The organism is Pseudomonas sp. OA65 (assembly GCF_017498305.1).
Taxonomy (GTDB): domain Bacteria; phylum Pseudomonadota; class Gammaproteobacteria; order Pseudomonadales; family Pseudomonadaceae; genus Aquipseudomonas; species Aquipseudomonas zanjanensis.
This window is the reverse complement of the sequence record NZ_JAGDEZ010000013.1, coordinates 53108-66124: the sequence shown is the minus strand read 5'-3', so window position 1 is coordinate 66124 and position 13017 is coordinate 53108. Positions and strand designations below refer to the sequence as shown.

The 13017-nt window shown below is 63.7% G+C and carries 12 protein-coding genes; 3 read left to right on the top strand and 9 right to left on the bottom strand.

Going from position 1 to position 13017, the window contains the following annotated elements; genetic code table 11:
* Positions 1 to 8: 8 nt before the first annotated feature.
* From J3361_RS13705 to norR, 5 genes are all read right to left on the bottom strand, one after another.
* A complete protein-coding gene (locus J3361_RS13705; RefSeq protein WP_207965033.1) occupies positions 9 to 1004 on the bottom strand; it encodes a peptidase U32 family protein in 996 nt (331 codons plus the stop codon).
* 81 nt (positions 1005 to 1085) lie between these two features.
* A complete protein-coding gene (glp, locus tag J3361_RS13700; RefSeq protein WP_207965032.1) occupies positions 1086 to 2321 on the bottom strand; it encodes a gephyrin-like molybdotransferase Glp in 1236 nt (411 codons plus the stop codon).
* Complete coding sequence (moaB, locus tag J3361_RS13695; RefSeq protein WP_207965031.1) at positions 2318 to 2872, bottom strand: molybdenum cofactor biosynthesis protein B; 555 nt, start codon at positions 2870 to 2872, stop codon at positions 2318 to 2320. The genes glp and moaB overlap by 4 nt, the downstream gene beginning before the upstream one ends.
* Positions 2873 to 2959: 87 nt before the next feature.
* A complete protein-coding gene (gene pdxH, locus J3361_RS13690; protein WP_207965030.1) occupies positions 2960 to 3607 on the bottom strand; it encodes a pyridoxamine 5'-phosphate oxidase in 648 nt (215 codons plus the stop codon).
* Positions 3608 to 3812: 205 nt separating this feature from the next.
* Positions 3813 to 5345, bottom strand: a complete 1533-nt coding sequence (gene norR / locus J3361_RS13685) for a nitric oxide reductase transcriptional regulator NorR (protein ID WP_207965029.1) — start codon at positions 5343 to 5345, stop codon at positions 3813 to 3815.
* A gap of 161 nt (positions 5346 to 5506) precedes the next feature.
* Between norR and ytfE the strand changes: the two genes are divergently transcribed.
* Complete coding sequence (gene ytfE, locus J3361_RS13680) at positions 5507 to 6181, top strand: iron-sulfur cluster repair protein YtfE (protein WP_207965028.1); 675 nt, start codon at positions 5507 to 5509, stop codon at positions 6179 to 6181.
* 167 nt (positions 6182 to 6348) lie between these two features.
* On the opposite strand, the gene J3361_RS13675 is transcribed toward ytfE, so the two are convergent.
* A complete protein-coding gene (locus tag J3361_RS13675; protein WP_207965108.1) occupies positions 6349 to 6786 on the bottom strand; it encodes a hypothetical protein in 438 nt (145 codons plus the stop codon).
* Between the two features lie 25 nt (positions 6787 to 6811).
* Entirely contained in the window at positions 6812 to 8002 is a 1191-nt protein-coding gene (locus J3361_RS13670) for an NnrS family protein (RefSeq protein ID WP_207965027.1), read from the bottom strand.
* A 676-nt stretch (positions 8003 to 8678) separates the two neighbouring features.
* On the opposite strand from J3361_RS13670, the gene J3361_RS13665 reads away from it, so the two are divergent.
* Positions 8679 to 9362 carry a Crp/Fnr family transcriptional regulator gene (locus J3361_RS13665; RefSeq protein ID WP_186705769.1) on the top strand — a complete coding sequence of 228 codons (684 nt, stop codon included), beginning with the start codon at positions 8679 to 8681 and terminating at the stop codon, positions 9360 to 9362.
* Positions 9359 to 9559, top strand: a complete 201-nt coding sequence (locus J3361_RS13660; RefSeq protein WP_207965026.1) for a protein DnrP — start codon at positions 9359 to 9361, stop codon at positions 9557 to 9559. The genes J3361_RS13665 and J3361_RS13660 overlap by 4 nt, the downstream gene beginning before the upstream one ends.
* A 4-nt stretch (positions 9560 to 9563) precedes the next feature.
* On the opposite strand, the gene J3361_RS13655 is transcribed toward J3361_RS13660, so the two are convergent.
* Positions 9564 to 11402, bottom strand: a complete 1839-nt coding sequence (locus tag J3361_RS13655) for a VWA domain-containing protein (protein WP_207965025.1) — start codon at positions 11400 to 11402, stop codon at positions 9564 to 9566.
* Between the two features lie 187 nt (positions 11403 to 11589).
* Positions 11590 to 13017, bottom strand: coding sequence for a cbb3-type cytochrome c oxidase subunit I (locus tag J3361_RS13650; protein WP_207965024.1), 1428 nt, complete (start codon positions 13015 to 13017; stop codon positions 11590 to 11592).

Sequence of the window (13017 nt, the reverse complement as noted above, 5' to 3'; positions counted from 1 at the left end):
GGCCTCCTTCATTGCCATGATCGATGGTAGGCACCCAGGGTGGTCTGGCTGCCTTCGGACAAACCGGCCAGCGCCTGGCGCCATTCTTCCCGCACGCGGAACCGTTGCGGCGCGGCCTGGTGGGCATCCAGTGCGGCGCGCCAGACCCGGGTCACTTGCTCGACGTAGGCCGGGCTGCGTTGGCGACCTTCGATCTTCACCGCTTCGACGCCGATGGTCGTCAGTTCCGGCAGCAGGTCGAGAGTGTCGAGGCTGGTGGGTTCTTCCAGGGCGTGGAAACGCTTGCCGCCGACCAGGAAGCGGCCTTTGCACAGGGTGGGATAACCGGCCGGCTCTTCAGGGGTGTAGCGGTCGATCAGCACTTCGCTCAAGCGCGCGCTCAAGCCTTGGGCATCTTCGCTCCAGCGTACGGCCTTGGCGGGCGAACAGACGCCGCACAGGTTCGGCGATTCGCCGGTGATGTAGGAAGACAAATGGCAACGGCCCTCGGCCATGATGCACAGGCTGCCGAAACCGAAGACTTCGATCGGCACCGGGCTGCCCGCTGCCACCTGTCGCACTTGGGCCAGGGACAGCACCCGCGGCAGTACCGCACGGCGAATGTCATAGCGCTGGGCGTAAAAAGCCAGGGCGGCTGCGTGTGTGGCCGAGCCTTGTACGGAAAGGTGCAGCGCCAACCGAGGATGGCGCTGGCTGGCGTAGCTGAGCACGCCGGGGTCGGCGGCGATCAGGGCATCCACGCCGAAATCGGCGGCACGGTCCACGGCCCGTTGCCAGCGCTCCCAGCCCTTGGGTTGCGGGTAGGTATTGACCGCCACGTAGAGCTTGCGTTGGTGCTGGCGGATATGCGCGACGGCCGCGTCGAACTGCTTGTCGTCCATGTTCAGCCCGGCGAAGTGCCGGGCATTGGTGTCATCGCGAAAGCCGACATAGACGGCATCGGCGCCTTGGCGCACCGCCGCTTTGAGGGCAGGCAGATTCCCTGCCGGGCAAACCAGTTGCATGGGGCAACCTCGTGAGAAAACTAAGGGCGCCGCCAGTCTAGCCAGCCAGCCGGCGGCGACCTTGACGGCAATCAATTGCCGTCAATGCATCAGGCTCGCGAACGACAGATACAGCACCCGGTCGTGCTTGTGCACCAGCGCCTCCCGCTCGACCACAGCCAAGCCATCGGCCCAACAAGCGGCGGTCAGCATCGCTGAACTTTGCTGGGGATGCAGTTCGACACACAACTGGCCGTCGATGCCAGCAACCAATCGGGCTCGCAGGTATTGCCGGCGACGGTTGCGCTTGAGCCAGTCGAATCCGGCCGGCACCTGCAACGGCACCGGCAGGACATCGCCCATGCCCTGGGCCCGGAACAGGAACGGCCGCACAACGATCAGCGCGGTAATCAACGCCGCCGACGGGTTGCCCGGCAGCCCGATCCAAGGCTTGCCCTCTACATCGCCAAAGGCCAGGGGCTTGCCCGGCTGGATCGCCAGGCGCCAGAGGTCAATGCTGCCCAAGGTTTCGATGGCGTGCTTGAGGTGATCTTCTTCACCCACCGAGACACCGCCCGAGGTAATCAGCACATCGCATTCGGCCGCGGCCAGGCGCAACGCTTGTCGACTGGCCAATAGCTGGTCGGGCATGACCCCGAAGTCGTGCACCTCGACACCCCAACCGCGCAACAGCGCGGCGAGGCTGTGGCGATTGCTGTTGTAGATCTGCCCCGGTGCCAGTGGCTCGCCCGGTTCGCGCAGCTCATCGCCACTGCTGAGCAAGCCCACTTGCAAGGGGCGATAAACGTCCACTTGGCCGACGCCGGCACCGGCGAGCAAACCCAACTCCTGGGCACGCAAGCGCGTGCCGGCTTCGAGCAGCCGATCACCTCGACGCAGCTCCTCGCCTTCCCTGCGCACATGGTCACCGCCGTCGACCGACGGCAACCAGACTCGCTCGCCCTCGACGCGACAGCTTTCCTGTGGCACCACCGTGTCGGCGCCGGGTGGCAGCGGCGCGCCGGTAAAAATCCGTACGGCCTGCCCGGCCTGCAACGCTTCACCCGGCTGGTCACCGGCGGCGATGCGCCCGGCCAACAGCAGGTAGCCGCCCTCCACCGGCAGATCCGTAGCCCGCAGGGCATAGCCGTCCATCGCGCTGTTGTCCCAGGCCGGCAGGTTCATCGGGCAGATGATGTCAGCAGCCAACACACGCGCCAGGGCCTGGTCCAGGCCGACCCGTTGCACCGGCGGTGGCGGTGGCGCCTGGTCGAGCAGATGCCGGATCGCTTCATCCACCGGCATCAGCACGCCGCTGTCGCACACCCGGCCGCTCACGAGCGCGTCTCGCACGCCGTCGGGGCGATACCGTCCTGGGGCTTGAGGTGTGGGGTGAAATTGCACGGACCGGTGCGGCTGTCCAATTGCCCGGCCAGGATCTGCTCCCAACCGGTCCGACATGCCCCCGGCGAACCCGGCAGGCAACACACCAGCACACCGTTGCTCATGCCCGCCAAGGCACGCGATTGCAGGGTGGACATGCCGATCTCCGCCAGCGACACCTGGCGGAACAACTCGCCAAAACCATCCACCTGTTTGTCCAGCAACGGCGCCACCGCCTGGGGCGTGTTGTCCCGCGGGGTGAATCCGGTGCCGCCGGTCATCAACACCACCTGGACCTTGGGGTCGGCGATCCATTGGGAGACCTGGGCGCGGATCTGGTAGATATCGTCCTTCACCAGCCCCCGGTCGATGAGCGCGTGCCCAGCGGTTTGCAGCAAGTCCGCCAGGGTCTGGCCCGAGGTGTCGGTGTCAAAGGTGCGGGTGTCGCTGATGGTGAGGACCGCAATGTTCAGCGGTTGGAAGAGGCGTTGCGTCAGATGGGCCATGATCAGCCGTCCTGTCAGAAAAGATGGCCCAGCCTGAACCGCAATTGTTGCCGGGCCTATTCCTCCTTGGAGGTACCTCCCTTGGCGTCAGGGTGCCAGGCGGCTGCGCTGCCAGGCGCCATCCTGCAGGCGGTAGTCGAGACGGTCATGCAAACGGTCGGCGCGGCCCTGCCAGAACTCCATCCGTTCGGGCCGCAGGCAATAGCCGCCCCAATGGCCGGGACGCCGCACGGGCTGATCGGCGAAGCGTTGTTCAGTTTGCGTGAGCAAGGTTTCCAGCGCGGCCCGATCCGGCAATGGGCGGCTTTGTGGCGACGCCCAGGCACCCAGGCGACTACCTACCGAACGGGATTCGAAATAGGCATCCGACAGCGCCGGATCAAGCTTGTGGACCGGTCCTTCGATGCGCACTTGCCGCTCCAGCCCCGGCCAGAAAAACGTCATGGCGGCCCAGGGATTGGCCGCCAGGTCCTGGCCCTTGAGGCTGTCGTAGTTGCCGAAAAACGAAAAGCCCTGGGCGTCGAAACCCTTGAGCAACAACACCCGACAGTGAGGCCGGCCCAGCGCGTCCACCGTCGCCAGGGCCATGGCGTTGGCTTCCACGGGTGGACTTTCGGTATCGCGGGCCTGTTGCATCCAGAGCGCGAACAGGGTCAGGGGATCGTCCGATGCCTGGGCTTCGTCCAGGCCATCGCGGGTGTACTGGCGGCGCATCTTGGCCAGGGAAAGGGGCATGAGGGGGAGCTCCACTGTGGGTTTGGGCCAGTGTGGAGTCGACTGCGGTGGTTGGCCTTGATCGTTGTCAATGGCAACTCTTGTAGTGAATGGGAGACCGCCTTCGCGAGCAGGCTCGCTCCCACAGTGGGACTTGTGAACACCGCAGATCAACTGTGGGAGCGAGCCTGCTCGCGATGAAGGCGACTCGGTATGACAGCCCCCCTTACTTAAGCCCCAACCGCCGCGCCAGCTTATGCAAGTTGCTCGGGTCAACCTCCAACAACCGCGCCGCCCCCGCCCAGTTCTGCCCGCAGCGTTCCAGGGCCTTGAGGATCGCCTGGCGCTGGCAACCATCAACGGCCTCGCTCAAGGGCTGCACGGGCGCTTCCAACGCTTGCAGGGCTCGTTCCGGCAGCGCCTGTGCAGAGGCGCTGCTGGCACTGACATCCAAATCCAGCACCTGCGGTTCAAGCGTCATGATCACGCCGCGACTGGCGCCACGACTCAGCACCTTCAACGCCGCGCGGCTGATGACATGCTCCAGCTCCCGCACATTGCCGGGCCAGCTGTACGCCAGCAACGCCTGTTCGGCCGCCGGTGACAGGCGCAAGCCGCGCAAGCCCAAGCGAGTACGGTTCAGTTCGAGAAAGTGCCCGGCCAGCATCAACACATCGTGGCCGCGCTCGCGCAGCGGCGGGATCGGCACCGGGTAGACCGAAAGCCGGTGGTACAGGTCGGCGCGAAACAGCCCATCGCGAATGCTGTCGGGCAAATGCCGGTTGGTGGCGGCGATGATCCGCACATCGACGTGCAACGGCTTGTCCGCCCCCAGGCGCTGGATCTCGCCGTTCTGCAAGGTGCGCAGCAACTTGGCCTGTACGCTCAACGGCAACTCACCGACCTCATCGAGAAACAGCGTGCCGCCATTGGCCGCATCGAAGCGCCCGGCGCGATCCGTGGTTGCCCCGGAAAACGCCCCTTTGACGTGGCCGAACAACTCGCTTTCGGCCAGGGACTCGGGCAACGCCGCGCAGTTGACCTGCACCAATGGCTTGTGACTGCGCCGGGACAGGCGATGCAGCCGCCGGGCAAACAACTCCTTGCCCACGCCAGTCTCGCCCAGCAACAGCACCGGCAGTTCCGAGTCGGCGAGCACATCCAACTCGTTGAGCAATTGCTGCAAGCCTTCGCTGCGCCCAAGGATCTCGCCCTCCTCGGCTGGCAGGCGCAGGTCGGTCGGGTCGCTGCGCGATGCCCGCAGGCTACGGTTTTCCTGTTCAAGACGGGTGACCCGCACCGCCGCCTCGATCTGCAACGTACAACGCTTGAGCTCCTCCCGGGCGCGACTGTCGAAGGTGCCGGCGTGCAGCGCATCCAGGGTGATCGCGCCCCAGAGCCGCCCTTCTACGTACAGGCTCACGCCCATGCAATCATGTACCGGCAGCGGTTCGCCGACGTGGTTGTCGAGCAAGCCGTCATACGGATCGGGCAAGCGACTGGCCGGCTCGAACCAGGTGGGCTCGCGCGAGGCCATGATCGCCGCCAAGCGCGGATGTTGGGCAATGACGAAACGCCGACCCAGCGCTTCGTGAACCAGGCCCACGGTGGCCACGGGCCTGAGACTGTCGTCGTCCAGGCGCAGCAGTCCCACGGCGCCACTGTTGAAATATTCGCGCAGGGTCTGCACCAGGCGCTGCAATCGCACCGCATTGGGCAGCTCGACGATCAGGTCGGCGGCCAGGCTTTCACGCAGCATGGTAGTGATGACCCTCCAGGGTTCGTTTGACCCTTCACAATCAGGGTGACAATCACCCTGTAAAATATTTAATGCTTTGTTTTCAATCAGTTGAATCTGGCACGCCGGCTGCAAAAAGAACGTTCATCTGTCCCTCCCGGGATTCAACCCAAGGAAACATGATGAGCCTCGATCTGTTGGAACAAAGCCTCGGCCAACTGGCCTGCGACATTCCCGGTGCGACCCGTACCTTCCATCACTACAACCTCGACTTCTGTTGCGGCGGGCGAAAATCCTTGCGCGAAGCGGCGCTGGGCAAAGGCCTGAACCCGTTGCTGATCGCCGATGCCCTGCGCACCCTGCAAGCGGCCGGGGAGCTGGGCCATGACTGGCGCGACGAGCCCCAGGCATTGTTGATCGCTCATATCCTGGAACGCTACCACGCGCGCCACCGCGAACAACTGCCGGAACTGATCCGCCTCGCCCGGCGCGTCGAGACGGTCCATGGCGCCCGGGCCAGTTGCCCCAACGGCCTGGCCGATCACTTGCAGGACATGTATCAGGAACTCGAAGGCCACATGCTCAAGGAAGAGCAGGTGCTATTCCCGATGCTGCAACAAGGCCTGGGCGAACGCGCCTCGGCGCCGATCCAGGTGCTGCGCTATGAACACGACCAGCACGGCGAAGCCCTGGAAACCATGCTCGCCCTGACCGACCAGATCACCCCACCCTCCGACGCCTGCAACACCTGGCGCGCCCTGTACCGCGGGCTGGTGGAGTTTCGCGATGACCTGATGCAGCACATCCACCTGGAAAACAATGTGTTGTTCGTGAATGCGATGAAGCCTGCCCGTTAACTCTCAAACATTGCCCATTACGCCTGTGGGAGCAAAGCTTGCTCGCGATGGCATAGTGTCAGTCAATATCAATGTTGACTGATTCACCGCTATCGCGAGCAAGCTTTGCTCCCACAGGCATTTGCTGCTCTCATTTGCTGCTCTCATTTGCTGCCCTCATCTGCCGCTCAAAACTGCCAATAGAACATCGCCTTCGCCAACACCACGATCAGCACCATGTGCGCCAGGATACTGCGCCGCAGCCAACAGGCTCGGTTCGGCGTCAGGCGACCGCTCTTGAGCCAGTACGCCAGCCACAGGTAATGCCCGATGATGCTCAGGGCCAGCAGGATCTTCACGCTCAACAACAGGCCAAAGCTGCTGCTCCACGGCTGGCTCAATGCGCCGCGATGCTGCCAGGCCAAGGCCATGCCGGCGCCGTACAACACCAGCACCACGCCATGCAGCACATGCCGCGAGCGCTGGGCGATCGCCTGATCGGCGCCCTCCCTGACGACCTGTGTCAAAGGCCGACGCGCGGCATGCCAGATGAAGACCTCGAAAAACAGCGTGCCAATGAAGGCGATGGCCGCCAACAGGTGCGTAACCAGCAAGACCCCGTACATCATCGCCCCCCTCTACCCAATCGGTTCATCCCGGGTGCCCATCCACCCGCGCCCTCAACAGCATCGGCCCATAGCGCCAGGCGTAGAGACCGAACGCCAACGTCCAGCACAGCGCCGCCAGCCACAGTCCGGCCAACGGCAACAACAGCACCACCAGCACCCGGCTCAGGCATGCCAGGTTCAGCAGGATGAATGCCAGGGTCATGCCCACCGGTGGCTCCAAGGGACGCCCGGTATGGCCCAGGCTGACGCGGGCAATCATCGCCAGGATCAAACCGGCCATGGCGCCGATGGTCAGGCTGTGCACCGCCAGGCTCGGGCTCACCGGCACACCGAAATGCCACAGCGCCATGCCCAGGCAGGCCACTGCCAGCCAAGCGTAGGCCAGGTGCAACGACCACAGCAGCGGCACCCGCCACAAGTCCCGATCATGCCAACGCACCAGTCGAGTCCCGTGCCCCACCGCCAACGCGGCGAACACCAGGCCAACCCAGACGCTGGCCGTCAGCGCCGGACCGAAGGCATACAACAACGCCACCAGCGCCGAACCCGCCAGCAACAGGCGATCAAGCCACGGCCAAGGGGCCACGCCCTCGACCCGGCCGAGGCCGCGCTGGGTAAAGAATGGAATCACGCGCCCGCCGATCAAGCCCATCATGGCCGCCACCAGCCACAGGCCGGTGAGCACGCTCTGGCGTTGCAAGCCCTCGTCGTGCTGCACCAGGCCGTACACGGACAAGCCATCGGCGGCGGCCAACAGCAGCAATACCAGCACAATCGGGTAATTGCGCTTCTGCCGCACGCGCCACAACGTCACGCCCATCAACACCGCGACTGCCAGGGCAAAACCCAACTCCAACAGCGCCAGCAACGGCCAGGGCGAATCGACCAGCCAGGCCAGCCGCGCGCCCAGCCACAACAATGCCAGGGTTGCCAGGCGCTTGCCGCTGAGCCCCGGGGTGCCGGTCCAGGTTTGCACTGCGGTCAGCAAGAACCCAGCGATGATCGCCAGGCCGAAACCGAACAACAGTTCATGCCGGTGCCAGGCCAACCAGCCGCCCGCCGGATGCCAGGCCGACAACCGCCCGGTAAACGCCGCGAGCCAGAAAGGAACGGCCAACAACGCCAACACACAACCGGCCAGAAAAAACGGCCGAAACGCCAGGCGCCACAGCGGCGCGATGGCCATGGCCTTGCGACGGTCAAGCACTTGCATACACCACTCCTTTGCCTCGCCGGACGGCCAGCGAGGTACGACAAACAGGGTTCGAATGATCGGCTATCGACGCCGGCCGGCCTTGTCTCAGATCAAGCCAGCGCATCGGCGACCTCCCGCCTCGAACAGGCACTTGCAAGGGGCTTGCCGAAGTGGGTCATTGTGGGAGTTCAGTAATGCTGTTCACTTAAGGCATTCGATAAACCCGTGGCGAAGGAGCTTGCTCCCGCTGGGCCGCGAAGCGGCCCTTAAAGCCGCCAAATGCAGAGCATCAGACACTCCGCGCCCGCCGATTTACGACTGCTTCGCAGCCGAGCGGGAGCAAGCTCCCTCGCCACAGGTCCATCATTTTTCTTGTGTACCGCATGGTGCTCCCACAGGGACTGTAGCTGAACGGGGTATTTAAGACCCTTTCGTGGTTATTTTTACCCTATTGCCCCAGGGTTATTTTTACCCTGCCCAGCCCCGACGCCCCACGAACCAAAGCCCCCAGGCCTGGCCCGGCTCTTGCTCAGGCACGGCATCACCTTTCTTTGCCGGGGCCCACCATGAAATCCGTCGTTTTGCCGCTCACCTGGTTCGTCTTGCTCTCCTGCGTCGTAGCGCTGGCCAGCGGCCTGTCCCTGAGCTTGGTCTGACCCCGTCCCTCTCTTTAGCCAACACAAGGATCCATGCCATGGTGCTCCACCGTGTCCATCACCAGATTCTGCGCAGCCATCATCTGTTCGAGCCGTTGAACGAAGAACAGCTCGACGAACTGATGAGCAACAGCCAACTGCTGAGCATCGACAGGGGCGACCCGCTGTTCCGCCAGGGAGAGCCGGCGCAGGCGTTTTACTTCGTGATTTCCGGCGCGGTGAAAATCTACCGGCTGACCCCGGACGGTCAGGAAAAAGTCTTCGAGGTGATTGGCGAGCGCCAGACCTTCGCCGAAGCCATGATGTTGATGGACACGCCCAACTACGTCGCGTCCGCCGAAGCCGTCGGCCCGACCCAGCTGTATCGGCTGTCCAACGCCACCTACATGCGCCTGCTGCAAAGCAACAGCCGGCTGACCTTCGCCCTGCTCGGCAAGCTCTGCGTGCGTTTGCACCAACGGGTCAACGAGATTGAAACCCTGTCGCTGAAAAACGCCACGCACCGCGTGGTGCGCTATCTGTTGACGCAACTGGTGCGCCTGCAAACCGTCGACAGTCAGTTCGAACTGCCGATGGCCAAGCAGTTGATCGCCGGGCACTTGTCCATCCAACCGGAAACCTTTTCGCGGATCATCCGCCGCCTGATCGATGAAAAGATCATCACCCAGGACGGTCGCCAGATCGCCATTCTCGATCGCCTGCGCCTGGAGCAATTCGAATGAGCGCGCAGCCCACTTGCCTGTATTGCCAACAGGCCCATCCCGCCGACGCAACCGAATGTCGCCAGTGCGGCATGCCCCTGCCCGCCGAAGCAGCGATGGCCGGCGAGCGCCGACTGCGGCGCTTCACCTGGTTCTGTGTCGGTTTGACGATCTTCTGCATCGTCATGTTCTTCTGGCTGCCTCGCAGCATCGCCTGAACCCTCAATCCTGAGTCAATTGCCGGTACAACTGCGGTAGACGCAGCGGCAGTTGCTCGGGCTGGCGAATCAAGGTGTAGCCGTTGGCCCCGAACATGTACGGCAGGTAATCCCCCGCTTCGCGGTCGATGGTGATGCAGAACGGCGTCAAGCCTTGGCGCCGGGCTTCCAGCACCGCCTGGCGGGTGTCCTCTACACCATAGCGTCCCTCGTAAAGGTCCAGGTCGTTGGGCTTGCCGTCACTGAGCAGCAACAACAATTTGCGCCGCCGCTTGCAGCCCGCCAACCGTTGCGTGGCCTGGCGAATCGCTGCGCCTATGCGCGTGTAGTAACCGGGCTTGAGGCCCTGGATTCGCCCGCGGGTGTGATCGTCGTAACGCTGATTGAAGGCCTTGAGCTCATGCATGCGCACCTGCTGGCGACGCAGAGAAGAGAAGCCGTACAAGGCGAAATCATCCCCCAGCACCGACAGGGTTTCACCGAACAGCAACAGGCTGTCGCGGATCACGTCGATCACCCGGTGCTCGTCATTGAGGTGGGCATCGGTGGACATCGACAGGTCGGCCAGCAGCAGGCAGGCCAGGTCGCGGCGCGTCTGGCGCTGATCCATGAACAGCCCGCGTTCGCTGCATTGGCCATGCTGGCGCTCGACGTGAAAGTCCAGCCAGGCTTGCAGGTCCAGTTCCGAGCCTTGGGTTTGCTGGCGCAACCATTGGCGGTCGTTGCGCAAGTGTTCGAACTGGCGACGCAGGCGCTGGGCCGAGCTTCGCAGGCGTGCGGGCAACGGCTGGGCCTGGCAATCGCGTGGGGTGAAGGTTTGCAGGCTAACGAAGTCGTCCTGCAGGCGTTGCTTGCGATAATCCCATTCCGGCAACAGGATGCCAGCGCCCAACGGGACGTCATCCACATCGGCCGGCGGCAGGTCCAGGTGCAGCTTCAAGCCACCGCCCTTGCGCACGCGGGTGCGCGACAAGGTCAATTGGTCGAGGTCTTCGGCAACGCGAGCGGCGTCCGGGTCTTCGCGGTCGTCCGCCCAGCGATCCAGGTCCACATGTTCGGTCCAGCTGAACAGGTTTTCCAGGCGCACGATCAGCAGCCCACCGTCACGGGAGCTGTCATCGATTCGCTCGGCGCGCTTGCGGCCGCCCTGTTGTTCTCCGGGCGGTGTCGCCAGGTATTGCTCGGAGTCCTCGAGGTTGGCGGCCTGGGGATTGGCCAGGTGTTGGGGTGGGTAGAGCCACAGTGGCAACGGCCAGGCGGCCCGCTCGCTGCGGGGAAAATGTTCGACACTGCCCGGGTCGCGCAAGGCTTGGCACAACGCCCGCTCCAAGGCGGCTTCAGCCGGGTTGAGCGTGGCCGGATCGGGGCGCAGGGACAAGTGCGCATCCACCAGTCGCCGGTAGCGCGGACGCAGCGCCGGATAGCGCTTCAAAACCGCCAGGGTCCAGCGCTGATTGTCCCGGCCCCAATGCTTCATCGATCCCGACTGTGCGGCGAGCAACGCCAGCCAGCGATACAACTCTTGGTTGAGCTCGACATCGGGGAACGCCGCCAGGCTCGCCGGCAAGCGCAGATTATCGCCATCGCACCAGGCCAGGGGCACTTGCTTGCAAGTGCCGGCGATCTGCTGCATCAGGTTGCGCCGCAGCAGCAGGTCGCGGTCACTGACCGCTTCCACCCCCAAGTGCGGCGCACCACCGGTGGCCCGAAACAGCACCTGCAGCGAACGTTGCCGGGGGACCAGCTCGACCCGTGCCTCCGGAAAATCGGCACTGGCCCGGCGGGTGATGAAACGGTGCCAGACACTGCCGACCCATTCTTCCAGCTCCAGGGTGAATGCCATGGTTATTTCCTCTTAAGCCGAACCCATTTGTGGCGAGGGGATTTATCCCCGCTGGGCTGCGAAGCAGCCCCAGAAATGTCTGCTACTGCGGTGTTTCAGACAGGTTGTAGGGGGCCGCTTCGCGCCCCAGCGGGGATAAATCCCCTCGCCACAAAAACTCCTTCGCTACAGTCTCAGTGGTAATGACTTATGAAGGCACCACCGCCGCCGGTGCACGCAGGGCCGCGCGGCCACGTTGACGGAAGCTGAACAGATAGCAGAGCAGCCCGGCCAGGAACCCGACGCCGCTGACCAGTCGCGCCCAGAACAACGGCTTCAAATGATCCATCGTCGCCATGAACGGCAAGGCACTGCCATCCTCCATCCAACGTTGCAACCAGACCTGGACGACACCGGCCGCGGTGAGGACCAAGGTGATCATCACCATCGACAGGGTCATCAACCAGAAGCCCCAGATCTCCAGGCGCTGCGAGCGTTCGTCCGCGGCTTCACCCAAGCCGCGCAAGCGTGGCATGGCGTAGCTGATCAGCGTCATCACGATCATTGCGTAGGCGCCGTAGAAGGCCAGGTGACCGTGGGCCGCGGTCAGTTGCGAACCGTGGGTGTAGTAGTTGACCGGCGCCAGGGTGTGCAGGAAACCCCAGACGCCCGCGCCAAAGAACGCAGTGACCGTGGTGCCCTTGGCCCATAAGGTCGCGGCGCGGTTCGGGTGGTGCCGACGACGGTTCTTCACCATGCTGAAGGCGAAGACCACCATCGCCAGGAACGGCAGCGGTTCCAGTGCCGAGAAGATCGAGCCTACCCACAACCAGACCTCGGGCGCGCCGATCCAGAAGAAGTGGTGGCCGGTGCCGATGATCCCGGTGATCAACGCCATGGCGATAATCACGTAGAGCCATTTTTCTACTACTTCGCGGTCCACGCCGGTGATCTTGATCAGGACGAAGGCGAGCATCGAACCCATGATCAGTTCCCAGACGCCTTCCACCCAAAGATGCACCACCCACCACCAGTAGTACTTGTCGCGAGCGAGGTTTTCCGGGTTGTAGAAGGAGAACAGGAAGAACACCGCGAGGCCGATCAGGCCGGTCATCATCACCATGCTGACCGTGGTCTTGCGACCTTTGAGCATCGTCATGCCGATGTTGTAGAGAAAGCCCAGGCACACCACGACGATGCCCATCTTGGTGATCGTCGGCTGCTCCAGGAACTCCCGCCCCATGGTCGGCAGCAAGTCGTTACCGGTGAACTTGGCCAGCGTCGCATAAGGCACCGAGAGGTAGCCCAGGATCGTCGCCACGCCTGCGGCGGCGAATACCCAGAACAGCAACAGTGCCAGTTTCGGGCTGTGCAGTTCGCGGTCGGCCTCCTCCGGTATCAGGTAATACGCCGCGCCCATGAAGCCGAACAGCAGCCAGACGATCAGCAGGTTGGTGTGGACCATGCGGGCCACGTTGAAAGGAATCAGCGGAAACAGGAAGTCGCCGACCACGTATTGCAAGCCCATGATCAAACCGAACAGCACCTGCCCGAGGAACAGCATCAGGGCAAACACGAAGTAGGGTTTGGCGACGGCCTGCGAGGCGAATTTCAGATGCGGATTAGCCATGCTCAT

Bases quoted from the DNA above. Each gene is read 5' to 3' on its own strand.
- J3361_RS13705 (WP_207965033.1), bottom strand. From the start codon at position 1,004: ATGCAACTGGTTTGCCCGGCAGGGAATCTGCCTGCCCTCAAAGCGGCG.
- moaB (WP_207965031.1), bottom strand. From the start codon at position 2,872: ATGGCCCATCTGACGCAACGCCTCTTCCAACCGCTGAACATTGCGGTC.
- pdxH (WP_207965030.1), bottom strand. From the start codon at position 3,607: ATGCCCCTTTCCCTGGCCAAGATGCGCCGCCAGTACACCCGCGATGGC.
- norR (WP_207965029.1), bottom strand. From the start codon at position 5,345: ATGCTGCGTGAAAGCCTGGCCGCCGACCTGATCGTCGAGCTGCCCAAT.
- ytfE (WP_207965028.1), top strand. From the start codon at position 5,507: ATGAGCCTCGATCTGTTGGAACAAAGCCTCGGCCAACTGGCCTGCGAC.
- J3361_RS13675 (WP_207965108.1), bottom strand. From the start codon at position 6,786: ATGTACGGGGTCTTGCTGGTTACGCACCTGTTGGCGGCCATCGCCTTC.
- J3361_RS13670 (WP_207965027.1), bottom strand. From the start codon at position 8,002: ATGCAAGTGCTTGACCGTCGCAAGGCCATGGCCATCGCGCCGCTGTGG.
- J3361_RS13665 (WP_186705769.1), top strand. From the start codon at position 8,679: ATGGTGCTCCACCGTGTCCATCACCAGATTCTGCGCAGCCATCATCTG.
- J3361_RS13660 (WP_207965026.1), top strand. From the start codon at position 9,359: ATGAGCGCGCAGCCCACTTGCCTGTATTGCCAACAGGCCCATCCCGCC.
- J3361_RS13655 (WP_207965025.1), bottom strand. From the start codon at position 11,402: ATGGCATTCACCCTGGAGCTGGAAGAATGGGTCGGCAGTGTCTGGCAC.
- J3361_RS13650 (WP_207965024.1), bottom strand. From the start codon at position 13,017: ATGAGCATGGCTAATCCGCATCTGAAATTCGCCTCGCAGGCCGTCGCC.